This window comes from Micromonospora sp. DSM 43699 (assembly GCF_055517075.1).
Genome location: NZ_JBTMMT010000009.1, coordinates 47760 through 67309 on the forward strand (window position 1 = coordinate 47760; position 19550 = coordinate 67309).

Sequence of the window (19550 nt, forward strand, 5' to 3'; positions counted from 1 at the left end):
ACGACAGATCGCGGGTGCGGCCGGGAGCTAGCTCGCTCCCGGCCGCACCTTCTCTTTCTCCTCACCTGACGGAGCGGCCCTCCCGTGAACTTCGACGGACTGTTCTCCAACTTCGGGGAACTCACCACGACCGGCCTGACACAGGGTGCGATCTACGCCCTGGTCGCGCTCGGCTACACGCTTGTCTACGGCGTACTCAGACTCATCAACTTCGCGCACTCCGAGGTCTTCATCGCCGGCGCGTTCGCCGCCATCTGGACCTGGAACGCCTTCGGCCTCGACCAGGACTCCCAGGTCAGTGGGCTCGGCTCGATCCTGTTCTACCTGCTCGTCGCGATGATCGTGGCGGCCATCGCCTCCGCCGGCACGGCGACCGTGATCGAGCGGGTGGCGTACCGGCCGCTACGCAAGCGCAACGCCCCACCGCTTGCCTTCCTGATCACCGCCATCGGCGCGTCGATCGCGATCTCCGAGGCATTCGGCGTCTACACCCGCCGCCTTCCGGAGAGCGCGCCCAAGCTGGTCAGCTCCGAACCGGTGTTCCACCTGGGCAAGGTGCCGATCGATGGGATCCAGCTGCTCACCCTCGGTGCCGCGCTGGCGATGATGGTCGCGCTGGACCAGTTCATCAACCGTAGCCGGGTCGGCCGCGGCATCCGGGCGGTCGCCCAGGACGCCAACACCGCCGCGCTGATGGGGGTCAACAAGGACCGGGTCATCCTGATGGTGTTCATCGCCGGTGGCTCGATGGCCGGCGTCGCCGGCCTGCTCTACGACGTGCGGATCCAGACCCTGACCTACAGCGTCGGCTTCCTGCTCGGGCTCAAGGCGTTCACCGCCGCGGTGCTCGGCGGCATCGGCAACCTGCGCGGCGCGCTCCTGGGCGGCCTGCTGCTGGGCGTGCTGGAGAACTACGCGGCGGGTCTGTTCGGTAGCCAGTGGAAGGACTTCGCCGCCTTCGCCGTGCTGGTGGTGCTGTTGATGTTCCGGCCGACCGGTCTGTTGGGCGAATCGCTGGGAAGGGCACGGGCATGACGACGACGGTTAATCCGCCGACCCCCGAGCAGCAACAGGGGATCCGGACACGGCTGCGGCACGGCCGCGAGGCCGTCGCGCAGCGGTGGCACGACGCCCCGCGCTGGGTGCGCTGGGCGGCGCTGGTGGCGCTCATCGCGTTCTTCTACGCGCTACCGAACAAGGAGTTCTACCAGTACCTGGGGCCGATCCCCACCACCGGCTCCAACTTCACCCAGGTGTTGTTCACCGTCTCGATCTACGTGCTGCTGGCGGTCGGGTTGAACATCGTGGTCGGCTTCGCCGGCCTGCTCGACCTCGGCTACTTCGGCTTCTTCGCCGTCGGCGCGTACACCGTGGCGGTGTTGACCTCGCCGAGCAGTGACCTCAAGACGCTCTGGCCGTGGCTGCTGGTGGTGCCGGTCGCGATCGCCCTCACCATGGTCTCCGGCGTCATGCTCGGCACCCCGACGCTGCGGTTGCGCGGCGACTACCTGGCGCTGGTGACGCTCGGCTTCGCCGAGATGATCCGGATCGCGGCGACCAGCTCCGAGTTCCTCAAGGGCCAGCGGGGCTTCAACCAGATCCCGCACCCGCCCGGCAAGTACGCCGACGGCAAGCCGCTGTTCGGGGTGCTCGACGCCCGCCCGTACTACTGGCTGGTGCTCACGCTGATCATCCTGGTGGTGATCGGGGTGCGGAACCTGACCCACAGCCGGGTCGGCCGGGCCTGGATCTCGATCCGGGAGGACGAGGACGCCGCCCAGCTGATGGGCGTGCCGACCTTCAAGTTCAAGCTCTGGGCGTTCGCCTCGGGCGCGGCGATCGCCGGCCTGGCCGGCGCGCTCTTCGCCGGCAAGCAGAACTTCGTCAACTCGCAGAACTTCGAGCTGCTCAACTCGATCATCATCCTGGCCGCGGTCATCCTGGGCGGCTCGGGCAACATCGTCGGCGCGATCGTCGGCGGCGGCCTGGTGGCGTACATGATCGAGCGGTTCCGCGGCATCGAGCTGTTCGGCATCGAGCTCTACGAGTACCGCTTCCTCTTCTTCGGCGTGGTGCTCGTGGTGATGATGATCTTCCGCCCACAGGGCATCATTCCCAACCGACGACGGGCGGCGGAGTTCAAGGACCGTCGCAAGGAGGTGATCGTCGGTGAGTGACACCGAACAGACCCCGGCCGTTCCGGCCCAGGCGGGCGCGCCCGCCGTCGAGACGGTCCCGGCGCGGGAACCGCTGCTGGAGGTCGACCACGTCACGCTGCGCTTCGGTGGTGTGGTGGCGCTCAACGACGTCGACTTCACCCTCTACAAGGGGGAGATCCTCGGGCTGATCGGCCCGAACGGTGCCGGCAAGACCACCTGCTTCAACGCGATGACCGGCATCTACCAGCCCAGCGAGGGCCAGATCCGGTTCCGTGGCCAGAAGATCAGCGGTAAGAAGCGGCACCAGATCACCAAGATGGGCATGGCGCGGACGTTCCAGAACATCCGCCTCTTCCCGGAGATGACCGCGCTGGAGAACGTGCAGGTCGGTGCCGACGCGCACCACAAGACCAGCGTGGTCTCGGCGCTGCTGCGGCTGCCCCGGCACCGGCGCGAGGAGCGCGAGGGCCGGGAGAAGGCCGAGCGGCTGCTGGAGTTCGTCGGCATCCGGCCCCGGATGCACGAGTTCGCCCGCAACCTCTCCTATGGCGAGCAGCGCCGGCTGGAGATCGCCCGGGCCCTGGCCACCGACCCGGTGCTGCTCTGCCTGGACGAGCCGGCCGCCGGCTTCAACCCGGCGGAGAAGGAGGAACTGCTCCAGCTCATCCGGCAGATCCGCGACACCGGCGTGACAGTGCTGCTGATCGAGCACGACATGCGCCTGGTCATGGGCGTCACCGACCGGATCGTGGTGCTGGAGTTCGGGAAGAAGATCGCCGAGGGGCTGCCCGCCGAGGTGCGGGACAACCCGAAGGTGGTCGCGGCGTACCTGGGGGTACCGGACGATGCTGCTTGAGATTGAGGACGTCAGCCTGCTGTACGGGCGCATCCAGGCGCTGCACGGGATCAGCCTGACGGTGGGCGAGGGCGAGATCGTCGCCCTGATCGGCGCGAACGGCGCCGGCAAGTCCACCACCATGCGGGCGATCTCCGGCATCCGGCCGATCGCCACCGGGGCGATCCGCTTCGAGGGCGAGGACATCTCCAAGCTCCGGGCGGACCTGCGGGTCCGGCGGGGGCTCTGCCAGGCCCCCGAGGGTCGCGGCATCTTCCCCGGCATGACCGTGCTGGAGAACCTCGACATGGGTGCGTACACCCGGCGGGACCGGGCCGGCATCGCCCAGGACCTCAACCGGGTGCTGGAGCTGTTCCCCCGGCTGGCCGAGCGACGCAAGCAGGCCGGTGGCACCCTCTCCGGCGGCGAGCAGCAGATGCTGGCCGTCGGGCGGGCGCTGATGAGCCGACCCAAGCTGCTGCTGCTCGACGAGCCGTCGATGGGGCTGGCCCCGATGCTGATCCAGCAGATCTTCACCATCATCACCGAGATCAACGAGCAGGGCACCACCATCCTGCTGGTGGAGCAGAACGCGCAGCAGGCGCTCGCCCGGGCACACCGGGCGTACGTGCTGGAGACCGGTCGCATCGTCAAGAGCGGCACCGGCGCGGAGCTGCTGCACGACCCGTCGGTCAAAGAGGCCTACCTCGGCGTGGCCTGACCGTCGCCCCCCTCGCAAAGGAGTACAGCCATGTTCCACCTCACCCCTGGTCGGCGGGCGGCGTTCGGCGTCGCCGGCGCGACCGCCCTGCTGCTCTCCCTCGCCGCCTGTGGCGAGGAGGAGAGCACCGAGCAGCCCGGCGGCGGCCCCTCGGTCAGCGCGTCGGCCGACACCTCGCTGGCCGACAAGGTGCCCGCGGCCATCAAGGCCGACGGCAAGATCGTCGTGGGCACCGACTCGACGTACGCCCCGGCGGAGTTCCTGGACTCCGACGGCAAGACGGTCATCGGCTTCGACGTGGAGCTGTTCCGTGCCGTCGCCCAGAAGCTCGGTCTGCAGGCCGAGTTCGTCTCCGCCCCGTTCGGCGACATCATCTCCGGTGTGGGCAGCGGTAAGTACGAGGTCGGCGTCTCGTCGTTCACCATCAACGACGAGCGCAAGCAGCAGGCCAACATGGTCAGCTACTTCCAGGTCGGCACCCAGTGGGTGACCAAGAAGGGCAACCCGGCCGGCGTCAAGATCGACGACGCCTGCGGCAAGAAGATCGCCGTGCAGAAGGACACCGTCCAGGTCGAGGACATCCAGAAGCGCTCCAAGACCTGCACCGACGGCGGCAAGCCGGCGATCACGATCGAGCAGTTCCCCGGCCAGGACGCCGCGACCGCCGCGGTGGTCTCCGGCAAGGACGACGCGATGCTCGCCGACTACCCGGTCGGGGTGTACGCGGTGACCCAGTCCAACGACGCCCTCGAACTGCTCGACAAGCAGTACGAGGCGGCCCCGTACGGCTACGTGGTCGGCAAGGACCAGGCGGCGTTCGCCGAGGCGGTGCGGGACGCGACCAAGGCGCTGATCGCCGACGGGTCGTACAAGTCGGTGCTGGACAAGTGGAAGGTGGCGGACGGCGCGATCACGGACCCCGCGGTCAACCCGTAACAGGTCATGGAATCCCACGACACTTCCACCGTACGGGCGCGGCCGGAGCCACTCCGCGCCGTGCCCGTACGGCACCCGGGGCGCTGGGTCGCGGTCGCGGTGCTGGCCGTGCTGGTCGCCATGTTCGTCCACCTGCTGGTCACCAACACGGCCTTCAACTGGCCGTTCATGGTGGACAAGATGTTCCGTCCACCGATCATCGAGGGGCTGCTGCGCGGCACGGTGCTGATGACGGTGAGCGCGATGCTCATCGGCGTCACCCTGGGCGTGGTGGTCGCGGTGATGCGGCTGTCCGACAATCCGATCCTGCGCGGGGTGGCCTGGCTCTACACCTGGTTCTTCCGGGCGGTGCCCCGGCTGGTGCTCTTGGCGGTCTTCGGCAACGTCGGCATCCTGTGGAGCCGGATCGAGTTCGGGGTGCCGTTCGACACCCAGCTCGGCCAACTCTTCGGCATCGACAACCTGCAACTGCGGCTGTTCGGGTTCTCGTCCCGGGACATCATCAGCGGCTTCATGGCGGGTCTGCTGGGGCTCGCGCTCTCCGAGGCGGCCTACATGGCCGAGATCGTCCGGGCCGGCATCCAGTCGGTCGACGAGGGGCAGACCGAGGCGGCCCAGGCGCTGGGCATGAGCCGGGGTCAGCTGCTGCGCCGGGTGGTGCTGCCGCAGGCGATGCGGGTGATCATCCCGCCGACCGGCAACGAGACCATCGCGATGCTCAAGGACACCTCGCTGCTGCTCTACGTGCCGGTGAGCGTGGAGTTGTTCTTCCAGCTCGACGCGGTCGGCAAGCGGACCTTCCAGATCTTCCCGATGTATGTCGCCGCCTGCCTGTGGTACCTCTTCCTGACCAGCATCCTGCTGGTCGGGCAGTACTTCCTCGAGCGGCACTTCGGCAAGGGTTACGGTCCGGCGGGCCGGGCGCGGCTGCGGTTGCGCGGGATGGCGGCGGAGACCGGTGGCGGCGGCAACGCGGGGACGGTGGGTCCGGCATGAGTGAGCTGATTCCCGGCCAGCCTGGTGCGCCGGCCGCCGAGTCACGGGCCGGCGGGTCCGAGGTGATGGTCCGGGCCGAGCAGGTGCACAAGTCGTTCGGGTCCCTGGAGGTGCTCAAGGGCATCGACCTGGAGGTCCGCGCGGGGGAGGTGTGCTGCCTGCTGGGGCCGTCCGGCTCCGGCAAGTCGACGTTCCTGCGCTGCATCAACCACCTGGAGAAGATCAACGCCGGGTCGATCCGGGTGGACGGCGAGCTGATCGGCTACCGGGAGCGCGGCGGCAAGCTGCACGAGATGCGGGAGAAGGAGGTGGCCGCGCAGCGCCGGGCGATCGGCATGGTGTTCCAGCGGTTCAACCTCTTCCCGCACATGACGGTGCTGGGCAACGTGGTCGAGGCGCCGGTGCTGCTGGGCCGGGAGAAGAAGGTGGCGGCCCGGGAACGGGCCGCGCAGCTGCTGGAGCGGGTGGGGCTGGGCGACAAGCTCGGCGCGTACCCCGGTCAGCTCTCCGGCGGGCAGCAGCAGCGGGTGGCGATCGCCCGCGCGCTGGCCATGCGGCCGAAGCTGATGCTCTTCGACGAGCCGACCAGCGCGCTCGACCCGGAACTCGTCGGCGAGGTGCTGGACGTGATGAAGGACCTGGCCCGGGACGGGATGACCATGATCGTGGTGACCCACGAGATCGGCTTCGCCCGGGAGGTCGGCGACACGCTGGTCTTCATGGACGGCGGCGTGGTGGTCGAGTCCGGCGACCCGCGCGAGGTGATCGCCAACCCGCGGCACGAGCGGACCAGGGCGTTCCTGGCCAAGGTGCTCTGACCGTCGGCCGGACGGCGGCCCGCTGCGGTGTCACCCACCGCGCCGGGCCGCCGTTTCTGTTCCGGTATGTCCGTGCCGCCGGCCCGGGTCCCACCCGCCTCCGGCGGCGACCGCAGGGCGCGCCCGTGCCGCCGCCCGGGGTTGTCGGGGGTACGGACTAGAGTCGCTGCCGTGACAGCTACGACGCCGCGCCTGCTTCTCGTCGACGGACACTCCCTGGCATACCGGGCGTTCTTCGCTCTGCCGGTGGAGAACTTCTCCACCACGACCGGGCAGCCGACCAACGCGGTCTACGGCTTCACCTCGATGCTGATCAACGTGCTCCGCGACGAGCAGCCGACCCACATCGTGGTCGCCTTCGACGTGTCCCGGCACTCCTTCCGCACCGATAAGTACGCGGAGTACAAGGCCGGCCGCAGCGAGACCCCGGCCGACTTCAAGGGCCAGGTCAGCCTGGTCAAGGAGGTCCTCGACGCGCTGCGCGTCCCGGTCGTCGAGCAACCGGGCTACGAGGCCGACGACGTCATCGCCACCCTCGCCTGCCAGGCTCGCGACCAGGGCATGCAGGTGCTGATCAGCACCGGCGACCGGGACGCCTTCCAGCTCGTCGGCGACACCGTCACAGTGCTCTACCCCCGCAAGGGCGTCTCCGACCTGGCCCGGATGGATCCGGCCGCGATCGAGGCGAAGTACGGCGTCGGCCCGGAGCGTTACCGCGACCTGGCCGCCCTGGTCGGCGAGACCAGTGACAACCTGCCCGGCGTCCCCGGCGTCGGCCCCAAGACGGCCGCCAAGTGGATCACCATGTACGGCGGGGTCGAGGGCGTGATCGCCCACGCCGACGAGATCAAGGGCAAGGCCGGCGACAGCCTGCGCGAGCGGCTCGCCGACGTGATCCGCAACTACGAGATCAACTGCCTGGTCTCCGACCTGGAGCTGCCGATCCGCCCCGAGGACGCCCGCTGGCAGGGCTGGGACCGGGAGGCCGTGCACCAGGTCTTCGACACCCTCCAGTTCCGCATCCTGCGCGACCGGTTGTATCAGTACCTGGAGGCGGTGGAGCCCGAGGCCGAGGCCGGCTTCGACCTGACCGCCGAGGTGCTCACCGCGCCCGGCGCGTTGACCGGCTGGCTCGCCACCCACGCCCCGGTCGGCACCCAGGTCGGCGTGGCGGTGAAGACGCCGGCCAAGCCGAAGGACCCCCGCGAGCGTTACGAGCCGCAGCTGGAGGCGCTGGCGTTCGCGCTGGCCACCGGTCCGGCGGCGTGGCTCGACCCGACGACGTTGGCAGAGGACGACGAACGCGCCCTGGCCGGCTGGCTGGCCGACCCGCGGCAGCCGAAGGTGCTGCACGACAGCAAGCACGCCCGGCTGGCGTTCGCCGCGCGTGGCTGGTCGCTGGCCGGGGTCGCCCGGGACACCGAGCTCGCCGCCTACCTGGCCCGCCCCGACCAGCGCTCCTACGACCTGACCGACCTCGCGCTGCGCTACCTGCACCGCGAGCTGCGGGTCGACGCACCCGAGACCGGGCAGCTCACCTTCGACGGCCTCGGTGACGACGGCGAGGCCGAGCAGAACCTGATGCTCCAGGCACGGGCCACCCTCGACCTGGCCGACGCGATCGACGCCGAGCTGTCCCGCGACGGCGAGCAGTCCGCCCGGCTGATGGCCGAGGTCGAGCTGCCGCTGTCCGAGGTGCTGGCCGCGATGCAGCGCGTCGGCATCGGTGCCGACCTGGACTACCTCCAGGAGCTGGAGGCGCACTTCGCCGGCGAGGTGAAGTCCGCCGCGCAGAGCGCGTACGCCTCGGTGGGGCGGGAGTTCAACCTGGGCTCACCCAAGCAGCTCCAGGAGCTGCTCTTCGGGGAGCTGGGGCTGCCGAAGACCAAGAAGATCAAGACCGGCTACACCACCGACGCCGACGCGCTCCAGTGGCTGCACGCCCAGAACCCGCACCCGGTGCTGGAGCACCTGCTGCGGCACCGGGACGTGGCGAAGCTCAAGACCACAGTCGACGGCCTGCTCAAGTCGGTCGCCGACGACGGTCGCATCCACACCACGTTCAAGCAGACCGTGGCGGCCACCGGCCGGCTCTCCTCCACCGACCCCAATCTGCAGAACATCCCGATCCGCACCGAGGAGGGGCGGCGCATCCGTCGGGCCTTCGTGGTGGGGGAGGGCTACCAGACCCTGCTCACCGCCGACTACAGCCAGATCGAAATGCGGATCATGGCGCACCTGTCGTTGGACGAGGCGCTGATCGAGGCGTTCAACTCCGGCCACGACTTCCACGCCGCCACCGCGTCCTCGGTCTTCGAGGTCCCGGTCGGTGAGGTCACCCCCGACCAGCGCCGCAAGATCAAGGCGATGAACTACGGCCTGGCGTACGGGCTGAGCGCCTTCGGCCTGTCCCAGCAGCTCGGCATCACCGCCGAGGAGGCCCGGGGGCTGATGGAGAACTACTTCACCGGTTTCGGCGGGGTCCGCGACTACCTGCACGAGGTGGTGGCCCGGGCCCGCCAGGACGGCTACACCTCCACCGTCCTGGGTCGCCGCCGCTACCTGCCCGACCTGGTGAGCGACAACCGGCAGCGCCGGGACATGGCCGAGCGGATGGCGCTCAACGCCCCCATCCAGGGCTCGGCGGCCGACATCATCAAGGTCGCCATGCTGCGCGTGGACACCGCGCTGCGCGACGCCGGGCTCCGGTCCCGCATGCTGCTCCAGGTGCACGACGAGTTGGTCTTCGAGGTCGCCCCCGGTGAGCGGGAGGCGTTGGAGGCGCTGGTCCGGCAGGAGATGGGTGCGGCGTACCCGCTGTCCGTGCCGCTGGAGGTCTCCGTCGGCGAGGGCCGGGACTGGAACAGCGCCGACCACTAGCTGCTACCCGGCCGGGACGATGGAGCCTGCCCGGGTCCGGCGTGCGCGTCGACTGTCGGAGGGTGCGGCTAGCCTGCCGGGCAGCGCGGCCGACCGCACCGGGGGCTGCCGACCGGTTCGATCGCCACCAGGGGGAGACACATGAGCACACTCACCGACCGACCGCACACCGCGCTGCTCGTCGTCGACGTGCAGAACGGCGTGGTCGCGGGGGCCTACCGGCGCGACGAGGTAGTCGCCAACATCGGCGGGCTGGTGGAGCGGGCCCGGCACGAGCGGGTGCCGGTCGTCTGGGTGCAGCACTCCGACGCCCAACTCGTCAGGGGTGGTGACGACTGGCGGATCGTCCCCGAGCTGGTTCCGGGTGACACCGAGCCACTTGTCGAGAAGCGGTACGGCGACTCCTTCGAGGACACTCCCCTGGAGTCGGTGCTGGCCGGGCTGGGGGTCGGGAGACTCGTCGTGGCCGGTGCGCAGACCGACGCGTGCGTCCGGTCGACGCTGCACGGCGCGTTCGTCCGCGGCTACGACACCACGCTGGTCAGCGACGCCCACACCACGGAGGACCTGACGGCCTGGGGCGCCCCGCCGCCGGCGCAGGTCGTCGCCCACACCAACCTCTACTGGTCCCACCAGTCGGCCCCGGGCCGTACGGCCGGCACGGTCGAGTCGAAGGACGTCGACTTCGCCGCTCCGGCCTGACGTCGCCGACGGCGTGCCGACCGTCGCCGGTGCGGCGTGGGTGCGGGGTGCGTCCGGTCAGCGCAGCGGGTCGTGTCCCCAGTTCATCAGCGACCACCGCCACTTCGTGTCCCGGACGTCCCCGGCGGGCCGCTGGGCCAGGTGCCGGTGCACGTAGCCGATCACCGTGCGCATGTGGTGGTAGTCGGCGGCGGAGAGCTCGGCCCGCTTGCGGCGGAGCAGGTCGACGATCCGCCGGCCGGACGAGTGCCCGACCGACTCGCCGCCCCCGGCCCGGCCGCCCTTGTGCCAGCCGACCTGCTTGGACTCCTGCGTCTGCAACCAGGAGGAGAGCTCGCCGGGCCGCATGTTCACCGCCTCGGTGAACTCCCGGTAGGTCTCCTGCGGATCGTCCGCCCGGCTCATGGCGCGACGCCTCCGGCCGGCGGACGACCTCCCGGAGCGTCGTGGTGGATGCGGGACCTCTGCTCGACCATGCCGCCGGGTACCCGGCGGCGGTCCACCGAAACGACCAGGTCGGCCGGGCGGCGTCGCTAGGGGGTGATCTCGGCGATCGGCAGCTTGATGTCGAACGGCTCGGTCAGCTCGATCAGGTCGGCGCTGTCGGCGACCAGCTCGTACTGCCGCACTCCGCCCGGGCCGACGCGCTCACCGATCCGGTACGCGTAGAGGTGCACCGGATCCTGCTCGATGCGCCAGTAGAACGGGATTCCCGCGGCGGCGTACTCGCCGGGTTTGGCGAACCGGTCGACCCGCCGGGTGCCGGGCGTGACGATCTCCACCGCGAGTACGACGTCCGACGACCGCAACCGGAACCGGTCGGCCGGCACCTCGGCGCGATACAGCAGCACGTCCGGCTGGCGGCTGGACTACTCCGTCGACGAGTTCGACGTCGACGAGTTCGACGCGGGGGCGTCGTCCGGCAGGGTGAGCAGATCCTCCAGTGTGTAGTCGGCACTCTGCTGCCGCATCGGATCCGGACACCAGGGGCCAGGTGATGTCGGGATGGGCTCGGCGCTCATGGGTGCACCGTACCGCCGGGGAAAGCGGCCCGGGTCGCACCGGCGGTGCGACTGCGGCCCGGTCCGGCGACGGCGTCCACTCGCTCCCGGCAGCCGGATCGACGTGCCGGAACGACCCGGTACGGGCGGCGACCGGGCCCGTCGGGACCGGTCAGGGCGGAGGCCGGTCAGCCGGGGGACGGCTTCTCGGCGACGAAGATGGCGGTGCCGGGGAAGAGCCGCCCGCGCAACGGGCTCCACTGCCCCCAGGTCTGCCGGTGCTCCGCCGGCCACTCCGGTTCCACCAGGTCGAGCAGGCGGAAACCGGCGTCGACCAGCTCCCGGATCCGGTCACCGAGGGTCCGGTGCTGCTCCACGTAGCTGGCCACCCCGCGCTCGTCCTGCTCCACGTAGGGCGAGCGGTCGAAGTACGAGTGCACGGCGGTCAGCCCGCCCTCGCCCGGGTCGTCGAGGAATATCCAGCGCATCGGGTGGGTCACCGAGAAGACCCAGCGTCCGCCGGGGCGCAGCACCCGGTGCACCTCGGCCATCACCGTGGCCGAGTCGTCGACGAACGGGATCGCTCCGAAGGCCGTACAGGCGATGTCGAAGGACGCCTCGACGAAGGGCAGAGCCAGGGCGTCGGCCTGCACCAGCGGAACGCGTACCCCGCTGGTGCGTCCGGCGCGGGAGGCGTGCCGCAACATGCCGGCGGAGAGGTCGAAGGCGACCGGGCGCGCGCCCTGGGTGGCCAGCCAGCGGGCGCAGGACGCGGCCCCGCAACCGACCTCCAGGACCCGCCGCCCGGTCACGTCGCCGAGCAGCCGCGCGTCGGCCTCACGGAGCCCCTCCGGGCACCAACGGAAGTCCACCTCGCCGAGGAACGTGCCGTGTTCGGCCTGGTAGTCGTCGGCATCGTCGTCCCACCAGCCGCGGTTGGCCCGGCGCGTCTCCGTGTCGCCCACCCGGCGTCGGAGCACCCGGTCGTCATCGTCCAGCCGCACGTCGTCGTTCACCCGCTCACGCTAGGCCCTGCCCGGGCGTCACCCGCCGGACCCCGGTGTGCGCGGCGTGCCGGACGGCCGTACGCTGTCGGTCCCGTGGGGTGGATGTGACGGATGAGACAGCGGAGGTGTTTTCCCACCGAAATCTCCGCTTTCGCAGCAGACGAGGTCACGAGGACCGGGGAGGGCTTGCACGCTGTGGTAATGCAGCGGGTAGGCTGGACGATGCGCTCGTGGATCGTGTACCTCGGCAGGGAGCAGGTGCGCGGTCATCGGAGCACCAATGGTCTTCTTCTTGGCGATCGTTCGGTGCGCCCGGTGGCGGATCCGCTGGCGCGAACGGGTCACTGCGACACCACGCCTGCTGTGACAACCCATCCGACCGGAGCAACCGCCCACATGACGAGCAGCATCGAGGCCCCCTCGAGCGCCACCCGGGTCACCCACGACGATCTCGGTTCCGAGGAGGCTTTCCTCGCCGCGATCGACGAGACCATCAAGTACTTCAATGACGGCGACATTGTCGAAGGCACCGTCGTCAAGGTCGATCGGGACGAGGTCCTGCTCGACATCGGCTACAAGACCGAGGGTGTGATCCCCTCTCGGGAGTTGTCGATCAAGCACGATGTGGACCCCGCCGAGGTCGTCTCGGTCGGTGACCACATCGAGGCCCTGGTCCTCCAGAAGGAGGACAAGGAGGGGCGTCTGATCCTCTCCAAGAAGCGGGCGCAGTACGAGCGGGCCTGGGGCACGATCGAGAAGATCAAGGACGAGGACGGCGTCGTCCGCGGTTCGGTCATCGAGGTGGTCAAGGGTGGCCTCATCCTCGACATCGGGCTGCGCGGCTTCCTGCCCGCCTCCCTGGTCGAGATGCGGCGGGTGCGTGACCTGCAGCCGTACGTCGGCCGCGAGCTCGAAGCCAAGATCATCGAGCTGGACAAGAACCGCAACAACGTGGTCCTGTCCCGCCGGGCCTGGCTGGAGCAGACGCAGTCCGAGGTGCGCACCGAGTTCCTCAACAAGCTCCAGAAGGGCCAGGTCCGCAAGGGCGTCGTCTCGTCGATCGTCAACTTCGGCGCGTTCGTCGACCTGGGCGGCGTGGACGGCCTGGTGCACGTCTCCGAGCTGTCCTGGAAGCACATCGACCACCCGTCCGAGGTCGTCGAGGTGGGCCAGGAGGTCGAGGTCGAGGTCCTGGACGTCGACCTGGACCGCGAGCGGGTCTCGCTGTCGCTGAAGGCGACCCAGGAGGACCCGTGGCGGCAGTTCGCCCGTACCCACGCGATCCAGCAGATCGTGCCGGGTAAGGTCACCAAGCTCGTCCCGTTCGGCGCGTTCGTCCGGGTGGACGACGGCATCGAGGGCCTGGTCCACATCTCCGAGCTGGCCGAGCGCCACGTGGAGATCCCGGAGCAGGTCGTCCAGGTGGGCTCCGAGGTGATGGTCAAGGTCATCGACATCGACCTGGAGCGTCGCCGGATCTCGCTGTCGCTCAAGCAGGCCAACGAGGGCTTCGTCGAGGGCGAGGAGCACTTCGACCCGACCCTCTACGGCATGGCCGCGACGTACGACACCGAGGGCAACTACATCTACCCGGAGGGCTTCGACCCGGAGACGGGCGAGTGGCTCGAGGGGTACGACAAGCAGCGCGAGACCTGGGAGAACCAGTACGCCGAGGCGCGTCAGCGGTGGGAGGCCCACACCAAGCAGGTGCAGACCTCCCGCGCCGCCGACGCCGAGGCCGCTGCCAACCCGGCTCCGCCCGTGGCCACCGGTGGTGGCACCACCACCTCGACCAGCTCGTCGACCCCGAGCCGGCAGGCCGAGGAGCCGGCCGGCACCCTGGCCACCGACGAGGCGCTCGCCGCGCTGCGGGAGAAGCTCGCCGGCGGCAAGTGACCCCGGCGGCCACTCCCATCCGGTACGGCGGCTGACGCCGCACCGGGCGGGGAACCGTCGCTGACGACGAAGAGCCCCGCCCCCGATCCGGTTACCCCGGGTCGCGGGGCGGGGCTCTCGCCATTCCCTCCCGCTGCCGTTTGCGCACGGCACCATTCCCGCCCTGTGCTGTTCTTGCGCGTGGCGGTCCCGGGCATGGCGGTCCCGGGCGTGGGGATTCCGCGCGTGGGGTCGTCTGTGGTGGGTCGGTGTGGTGGGGCGGGGGCCGATCCGGTTGACTGGGCCCGTGTTGAGGGTGGGGTTGACCGGTGGCATCGGGTCCGGCAAGAGCGCGGTGGCGGCCCGGCTGGCCGAGCGGGGCGCGGTGATCGTCGACTCCGACCGGATCGCCCGGGAGGTGGTCGCGCCGGGCAGCGAAGGGCTGGCCGAGATCGTCGCCGCCTTCACCGACCGGGTGTTGACCGTCGACGGGGCGCTGGACCGGGCGGCGCTGGGCGCGATGGTCTTCGCCGACGGGGCCGCCCGTCGCCGGCTGGAGGAGATCACCCATCCCCGGGTACGCGCCCGGTCCGCCGAGCTGTCCGCCGCGGCGCCTTCCGACGCGGTGGTGGTCAACGACGTACCGCTGCTGGTGGAGGTGGGACTCGCGCCGACGTACCACCTGGTGGTGGTGGTGCGGACGGCCGTGGCCACCCGGCTGGAGCGGTTGGCGCGGGACCGGGGGATGACCCGGGCGGAGGCCGAGCGGCGGATCGCCGCCCAGGCCGACGACGCCCGCCGCCGCGCCGCCGCCGACGTGCTGCTCGACAACGACGGCGGCCTCGACGAACTGCACGCCGCCGTGGACGCCCTCTGGCGGGACCGGCTGCTGCCCTACGAGCGCAACGTGCGCGACCAACGTGCGGTCCGGGAGGGACCGGTGGTGCTGACCGAGCCGGACCCGACCTGGCCGCAGCAGTACGCCCGGCTGGCCGCCCGCATCCGGCACGCGCTCGCCCCGGCCGACCTGCGGATCGACCATGTCGGCTCCACCGCTGTCCCGGGGTTGGCCGGCCGGGACGTCATCGACGTGCAGGTCACCGTGCCGTCACTGGCCGAGGCGGACGGTCCGTTGGCGCAGCGGCTCGCCGACGCCGGCTTCCCGAGGGTGCCCGGGGACCGGTGGGACAGCCCCCGGTCGGCGGGTGGCGAGGGTTGGACAGGCACTGAGGTCGGAGCACCAGGGGAGGATTGGGCAGCCGGCGAGGGCCGGGCGGGTCGGGTGGGCCACGAGGGTTGGGAGAAGCGGTTGCACGGCGGTGCCGACCCGGGTCGGCCGGTCGAGGTGCACCTGCGGGTGGCGGGTTCCCCCGGTTGGCGGCACGCGCTGCTGATGCGTGACCACCTGCGTGCCGATCCCGATCATCGGGCTGCCTACCTGCTGGTGAAACGGGAGTTGGCGGCGTCGGCACCGGACGGCGCGGGCTCCGCCACCGCCGCCGACCCGTGGTTCGACGAGGAGTACCTGCGGGCCGAGGCCTGGGCCGCGCAGACCGGCTGGCGCCCCTGACCGGGCACCGGGGTCCGGATCCCCGGTCGGAACGCGAGCCGGACGGGAGTGCTAGCCACGACGGGGTGGGACGATTTCCGCCGGCAGCGGGCCGGGGGTCAGGTCGAGCTGCGCCCACGGACCACCTGCGGTACGCAGTTCCAGCCGGTGCGGGAATCCGGAACGGTCCAGCCAGTACCTCATGCGCTGGCTCTGGAGGCGTACCTCGAACACGTCCACGGGTCGGCCGGCCCGCCGGTCGCCTCGCACCCGTACCGTCGCGTTGGTCGGTGGGGTCGCCCCGCCGGCCCGCAGCGCCGCGTCGACAAGCACGTCCAGTTCGTCGGCCGGTTGCCCGGCGGACCGCCAACCGACGTCGGTCGGTGGCGGCAGCGGCGGCCCGGTGGCCGAGGTGTCCGGTCCCACCGGTACGTCCGCCCGGGCGAAGCCGGCCCGGTCCCGACGAAGCAGCGTGCGGCGGCCGAGGGTGTCCAGCTCGGCCACCGACAGGTAGGCGACGCCGGCGGACCAGCTCAGCCAGCCGGTGCCCCGCAGGTTGGCGGCGCCGCCGAGCGGTGCCGTGACGGTCACCGCGGCTCCGGAGCCGGTACGCAGCCGGGTGGGCAGCCGGCCCAGCCGTGCGGCCTCCTCGTCGGTGAGGGCCCGGGGCAGCCCCGGCCGGCCCCCGAGCGCGTCGACCGGCCACAGCGTCGGCCGGTCGACCCGGTCCAGTTCCACGGTGATCGGGGTGCCGTCGGCGAGCCGGCCCGCCCAGCGACGCAGCCGGGCGTCCCGGTCGACCCACCAGCGGGGATCCCCCTCGCCGGCCACCGGATGGCCGGTCGGTGCGGTGGTCGGGCCGGCTGGTGCGGACGGTTCGGCCGGCCACAGGGCCGCCTGGAGGACGTCCACCCGGTCGCCACCGAGGGTGTCCTGCCCGATCCAGCGCCCGCCGCCGGCCCGCAGCGGTTCCGCCACCTCGGCCCGGCCGGCGGCGAGCCCGAACAGGACGGCCAGCGCCCCGGCCAGACCCCGCCCGGACGGCAGGCTCCGTAGCCGCCACCGGTCAGCGGGCGGCACCAGCGGCGGCCGGGCCGGGGTCACGATCGCCGTGGGGTCGGGACGGTGCACCACCGTCGACCGGGTGGCCTGCACCAGCCCCCGGTCGGGGCCGGCCCCCGGACCGCCGACGTCGAGGTAGGCCAGCGGACGGGACCAGTCGACCCAGCCGATCAGGTCGGTGCGGCCGGCCCCGGTCCCGACGGCCACCCGCACCCCGGCCCGGACGTCCCGGTAGGTGCTGACCCGTACGGCGGCGAGCCGTTCGGCCTCCTCGCCGGTCAGCGCGCGGGCCGGCACCGCCGGGGCGGGCGCCCAGCTGAGCAGGCCGGCGGTCAGGGCTGCGGCGGAGACGGCGGCGACCACACCCAGCGCGACCAGGGTCACCCGCCGACGGCCAGGTGCGTTGTCGTCGGTTTCCGCCGTGGCGGGTACGGCGACGGTGGCCGGTCGACCGGACGGCCGATGGTGCCGGCCGGGTCGCCGCCGACCCGGACCGGTCGGCGGCGGGCTGGCCCCGGGGGTGCGTCGTGGCAGGTCGGACGAGGTCTCCACGTGTGGTTGAACGGGCCGGCCCGGGGTCGGGTGACGCCGGGGGCCGCCGGGGTGATGCCGGGCGGGTGGGTCGGGAAGGCAGGGGCGCTCGCGGCGGCCGGTCTGCGCCAGGGGCGCGACCACGCGGGATGCGCACGCCGGTGATGTCCGGGTGCTGCGACCCCAGGTGCCGGGCGGTGGGAGCCTGTCGAGGGCCCGGCCACCGCCGCGGTCGGCCGCCGCGAGCGGCCTACGGTGTCAGGCTAGCCCTCTGAGATGTGGGCCACAATGGCAATATCGAAGGTTATCACCGGCTGGGCGATGATCGCGGTGGAGTGTCGGACCTGCGGCGTACCGTGGGGACCATGGCGCTCGACATTCCCCGGCTCGACGGTCGCTTCCAGGTCGTCAGCGACTTCCAGCCGGCCGGCGACCAGCCGGCAGCCATCGACGACCTTGAGCGCCGGGTCCGGCGTGGCGACCGGAACACCGTGCTGCTCGGCGCCACCGGCACCGGTAAGAGCGCCACCACGGCGTGGCTGGTCGAGCGGCTGCAACGGCCGACCCTGGTGCTCGCCCCCAACAAGACGCTCTGCGCCCAGCTGGCCAAGGAGTTCAGCGAGCTGCTCCCGCACAACTCGGTGGAGTACTTCGTCTCCTACTACGACTACTACCAGCCCGAGGCGTACATCCCGCAGACCGACACCTACATCGAGAAGGACTCCTCGATCAACGAGGAGGTCGAGCGGCTGCGGCACAAGGCGACGATGTCGCTGCTCACCCGGCGGGACACGATCGTGGTGGCCACCGTCTCGGCCATCTACGGCCTGGGCACCCCGGAGGAATACCTCGACCGGGCCGTCCGGGTCACCATCGGGCAGGAACTCGACCGCGACCAGCTGCTACGTCGGCTGGTCGACATCCAGTACACCCGCAACGACATGGCCTTCCAGCGGGGCACCTTCCGGGTCCGGGGCGACACCCTGGAGATCATCCCGGCGTACGAGGAGCTGGCGGTCCGGATCGAGCTCTTCGGGGACGAGGTGGAGAAGCTCTACTACCTCAACCCGCTCACCGGTGACGTGGTCAAGGAGGTCGACCACCTGCTGATCTTCCCGGCCACCCACTACGCGGCCGGTCCGGAGCGGATGGAGCGGGCCACCCGGGACATCGAGGCCGAGCTGGGGGAGCGGCTGGCCGAGCTGGAGCGGCAGGGCAAGCTGCTGGAGGCGCAACGGCTGCGGATGCGGACCACCTACGACCTGGAGATGATGCGTCAGGTCGGGTTCTGCTCCGGCATCGAGAACTACTCCATGCACATCGACGGCCGGCTGCCCGGCAGTCCGCCGCACTGCCTGCTCGACTACTTCCCGGACGACTTCCTCACCGTGGTCGACGAGTCCCACGTCACCATTCCGCAGATCGGCGGCATGTTCGAGGGCGACGCGTCGCGCAAGCGGATGCTGATCGACCACGGTTTCCGGCTGCCCAGCGCCGCCGACAACCGCCCGTTGCGCTTCGACGAGTTCCTGGAACGGGTCGGCCAGGTGGTCTACCTGTCGGCCACCCCCGGTCCGTGGGAGATGGAACAGGCCCAGGGCGAGTTCGTCGAGCAGGTCATCCGCCCCACCGGTCTGATCGATCCGGAGGTCGTGATCAAGCCGACCAAGGGCCAGATCGACGATCTGATGCACGAGATCAAGCTGCGTACCGAGCGGGACGAGCGGGTGCTGGTCACCACGCTGACCAAGAAGATGGCCGAGGACCTGTCCGACTACCTGCTGGAGAACGGCATCCGGGTGCGTTACCTGCACTCCGAGGTCGACACCCTGCGCCGGGTGGAGCTGCTGCGCGAGCTGCGCAAGGGCGACTACGACGTGCTGGTCGGCATCAACCTCCTCCGGGAGGGTCTCGACCTGCCCGAGGTCTCCCTGGTGGCGATCCTGGACGCCGACAAGGAGGGTTTCCTGCGCAGTGGCCGGTCGTTGATCCAGACCATCGGCCGGGCCGCCCGTAACGTCTCCGGCCAGGTGCACATGTACGCCGACAAGATCACCCCGTCGATGGCGGCGGCGATCGACGAGACCAACCGCCGTCGGGCCAAGCAGACCGCGCACAACGAGGCGCACGGGATCAGCCCCGAGCCGCTGCGCAAGAAGATCCACGACATCCTCGACGACATCTACCGCGAGGCGGAGGACACCGAGGCTTCCCGGGTCGGCGGGGCCGCCCGTCAGCTCTCCCGGGGCAAGGCCCCGGTCAAGGAGACCCGCAGCCGCAGTCGGACCACCGCCGGGGCGCCCTCCCGGGAGGGGATGGCCCGAGCCGACCTGGCGCAGCTCATCCAGGAGCTCAACGACCAGATGCTCGCCGCCGCCCGGGAGTTGCAGTTCGAGCTGGCCGCCCGGATCCGCGACGAGGTCGCCGACCTCAAGAAGGAACTGCGCGGGATGGACGCCGCCGGGGTGAAGTGACGGG

15 protein-coding genes and 2 pseudogenes are annotated in these 19550 nt (G+C 71.0%); 12 read left to right on the top strand and 5 right to left on the bottom strand.

All coding sequences use genetic code 11. The features are described 5' to 3' along the window. Positions 1 to 84: 84 nt before the first annotated feature. From AC0AIB_RS07135 to AC0AIB_RS07175, 9 genes are all read left to right on the top strand, one after another. Positions 85 to 1035, top strand: coding sequence for a branched-chain amino acid ABC transporter permease (locus AC0AIB_RS07135; protein WP_328344548.1), 951 nt, complete (start codon positions 85 to 87; stop codon positions 1033 to 1035). Beyond that, the gene (locus tag AC0AIB_RS07140; RefSeq protein ID WP_328344550.1) at positions 1032 to 2177 is read left to right on the top strand and encodes a branched-chain amino acid ABC transporter permease; all 1146 of its coding nucleotides are present in this window, start codon (positions 1032 to 1034) and stop codon (positions 2175 to 2177) included. Before AC0AIB_RS07135 ends, AC0AIB_RS07140 begins: the two co-directional genes overlap by 4 nt. Further along, the gene (locus AC0AIB_RS07145; protein ID WP_442930656.1) at positions 2170 to 3015 is read left to right on the top strand and encodes an ABC transporter ATP-binding protein; all 846 of its coding nucleotides are present in this window, start codon (positions 2170 to 2172) and stop codon (positions 3013 to 3015) included. Before AC0AIB_RS07140 ends, AC0AIB_RS07145 begins: the two co-directional genes overlap by 8 nt. After that, positions 3005 to 3715, top strand: a complete 711-nt coding sequence (locus AC0AIB_RS07150) for an ABC transporter ATP-binding protein (protein ID WP_328344552.1) — start codon at positions 3005 to 3007, stop codon at positions 3713 to 3715. Before AC0AIB_RS07145 ends, AC0AIB_RS07150 begins: the two co-directional genes overlap by 11 nt. A gap of 30 nt (positions 3716 to 3745) precedes the next feature. Next, positions 3746 to 4651, top strand: a complete 906-nt coding sequence (locus tag AC0AIB_RS07155; RefSeq protein ID WP_328344554.1) for an ABC transporter substrate-binding protein — start codon at positions 3746 to 3748, stop codon at positions 4649 to 4651. Positions 4652 to 4657: 6 nt separating this feature from the next. Continuing rightward, on the top strand, positions 4658 to 5647 hold the full coding sequence (locus tag AC0AIB_RS07160; protein ID WP_328344556.1) for an amino acid ABC transporter permease: 990 nt from the start codon (positions 4658 to 4660) through the stop codon (positions 5645 to 5647). Next, the gene (locus tag AC0AIB_RS07165; protein ID WP_442930657.1) at positions 5644 to 6465 is read left to right on the top strand and encodes an amino acid ABC transporter ATP-binding protein; all 822 of its coding nucleotides are present in this window, start codon (positions 5644 to 5646) and stop codon (positions 6463 to 6465) included. Before AC0AIB_RS07160 ends, AC0AIB_RS07165 begins: the two co-directional genes overlap by 4 nt. A 171-nt stretch (positions 6466 to 6636) precedes the next feature. Beyond that, positions 6637 to 9345 carry a DNA polymerase I gene (gene polA, locus AC0AIB_RS07170; RefSeq protein ID WP_465096263.1) on the top strand — a complete coding sequence of 903 codons (2709 nt, stop codon included), beginning with the start codon at positions 6637 to 6639 and terminating at the stop codon, positions 9343 to 9345. A 141-nt stretch (positions 9346 to 9486) separates the two neighbouring features. After that, positions 9487 to 10047 (top strand): isochorismatase family protein, encoded by a 561-nt coding sequence (locus AC0AIB_RS07175; protein ID WP_328344560.1) that lies wholly within the window; start codon positions 9487 to 9489, stop codon positions 10045 to 10047. A 60-nt stretch (positions 10048 to 10107) separates the two neighbouring features. Here the strand turns inward: AC0AIB_RS07175 and AC0AIB_RS07180 are convergent. The 4 genes and pseudogenes from AC0AIB_RS07180 to AC0AIB_RS07195 form a co-directional block, all read right to left on the bottom strand. After that, positions 10108 to 10452: pseudogene (locus tag AC0AIB_RS07180) on the bottom strand (DUF3140 domain-containing protein); the annotation flags it as partial. A 128-nt stretch (positions 10453 to 10580) separates the two neighbouring features. Beyond that, a pseudogene (locus AC0AIB_RS07185) lies at positions 10581 to 10904 on the bottom strand (Uma2 family endonuclease); the annotation flags it as partial. Between the two features lie 12 nt (positions 10905 to 10916). Further along, positions 10917 to 11069: a hypothetical protein gene (locus AC0AIB_RS07190; RefSeq protein ID WP_328344562.1), complete on the bottom strand. Its 153-nt coding sequence runs from the start codon at positions 11067 to 11069 to the stop codon at positions 10917 to 10919. A 167-nt stretch (positions 11070 to 11236) separates the two neighbouring features. After that, positions 11237 to 12046 carry a class I SAM-dependent methyltransferase gene (locus tag AC0AIB_RS07195; RefSeq protein WP_465096288.1) on the bottom strand — a complete coding sequence of 270 codons (810 nt, stop codon included), beginning with the start codon at positions 12044 to 12046 and terminating at the stop codon, positions 11237 to 11239. A 405-nt stretch (positions 12047 to 12451) separates the two neighbouring features. Here AC0AIB_RS07195 and rpsA point away from each other — a divergent pair, with 405 nt between their 5' ends. Both rpsA and coaE read left to right on the top strand, forming a co-directional pair. Further along, positions 12452 to 13951 (top strand): 30S ribosomal protein S1, encoded by a 1500-nt coding sequence (gene rpsA, locus AC0AIB_RS07200; RefSeq protein WP_328344564.1) that lies wholly within the window; start codon positions 12452 to 12454, stop codon positions 13949 to 13951. A gap of 286 nt (positions 13952 to 14237) precedes the next feature. Next, positions 14238 to 15500 (top strand): dephospho-CoA kinase, encoded by a 1263-nt coding sequence (gene coaE / locus AC0AIB_RS07205; protein WP_328344566.1) that lies wholly within the window; start codon positions 14238 to 14240, stop codon positions 15498 to 15500. 51 nt (positions 15501 to 15551) lie between these two features. Here coaE and AC0AIB_RS07210 read toward each other — a convergent pair whose 3' ends face one another. Further along, entirely contained in the window at positions 15552 to 16925 is a 1374-nt protein-coding gene (locus AC0AIB_RS07210) for a hypothetical protein (RefSeq protein WP_328344568.1), read from the bottom strand. 512 nt (positions 16926 to 17437) lie between these two features. Between AC0AIB_RS07210 and uvrB the strand changes: the two genes are divergently transcribed. After that, entirely contained in the window at positions 17438 to 19546 is a 2109-nt protein-coding gene (uvrB, locus tag AC0AIB_RS07215) for an excinuclease ABC subunit UvrB (protein ID WP_328344569.1), read from the top strand. Positions 19547 to 19550: the final 4 nt, after the last annotated feature.

Bases quoted from the DNA above. Each gene is read 5' to 3' on its own strand.
- AC0AIB_RS07160 (WP_328344556.1), top strand. From the start codon at position 4,658: ATGGAATCCCACGACACTTCCACCGTACGGGCGCGGCCGGAGCCACTC.
- AC0AIB_RS07155 (WP_328344554.1), top strand. From the start codon at position 3,746: ATGTTCCACCTCACCCCTGGTCGGCGGGCGGCGTTCGGCGTCGCCGGC.
- AC0AIB_RS07140 (WP_328344550.1), top strand. From the start codon at position 1,032: ATGACGACGACGGTTAATCCGCCGACCCCCGAGCAGCAACAGGGGATC.
- AC0AIB_RS07175 (WP_328344560.1), top strand. From the start codon at position 9,487: ATGAGCACACTCACCGACCGACCGCACACCGCGCTGCTCGTCGTCGAC.
- AC0AIB_RS07150 (WP_328344552.1), top strand. From the start codon at position 3,005: ATGCTGCTTGAGATTGAGGACGTCAGCCTGCTGTACGGGCGCATCCAG.
- uvrB (WP_328344569.1), top strand. From the start codon at position 17,438: ATGGCGCTCGACATTCCCCGGCTCGACGGTCGCTTCCAGGTCGTCAGC.
- rpsA (WP_328344564.1), top strand. From the start codon at position 12,452: ATGACGAGCAGCATCGAGGCCCCCTCGAGCGCCACCCGGGTCACCCAC.
- AC0AIB_RS07165 (WP_442930657.1), top strand. From the start codon at position 5,644: ATGAGTGAGCTGATTCCCGGCCAGCCTGGTGCGCCGGCCGCCGAGTCA.
- AC0AIB_RS07190 (WP_328344562.1), bottom strand. From the start codon at position 11,069: ATGAGCGCCGAGCCCATCCCGACATCACCTGGCCCCTGGTGTCCGGAT.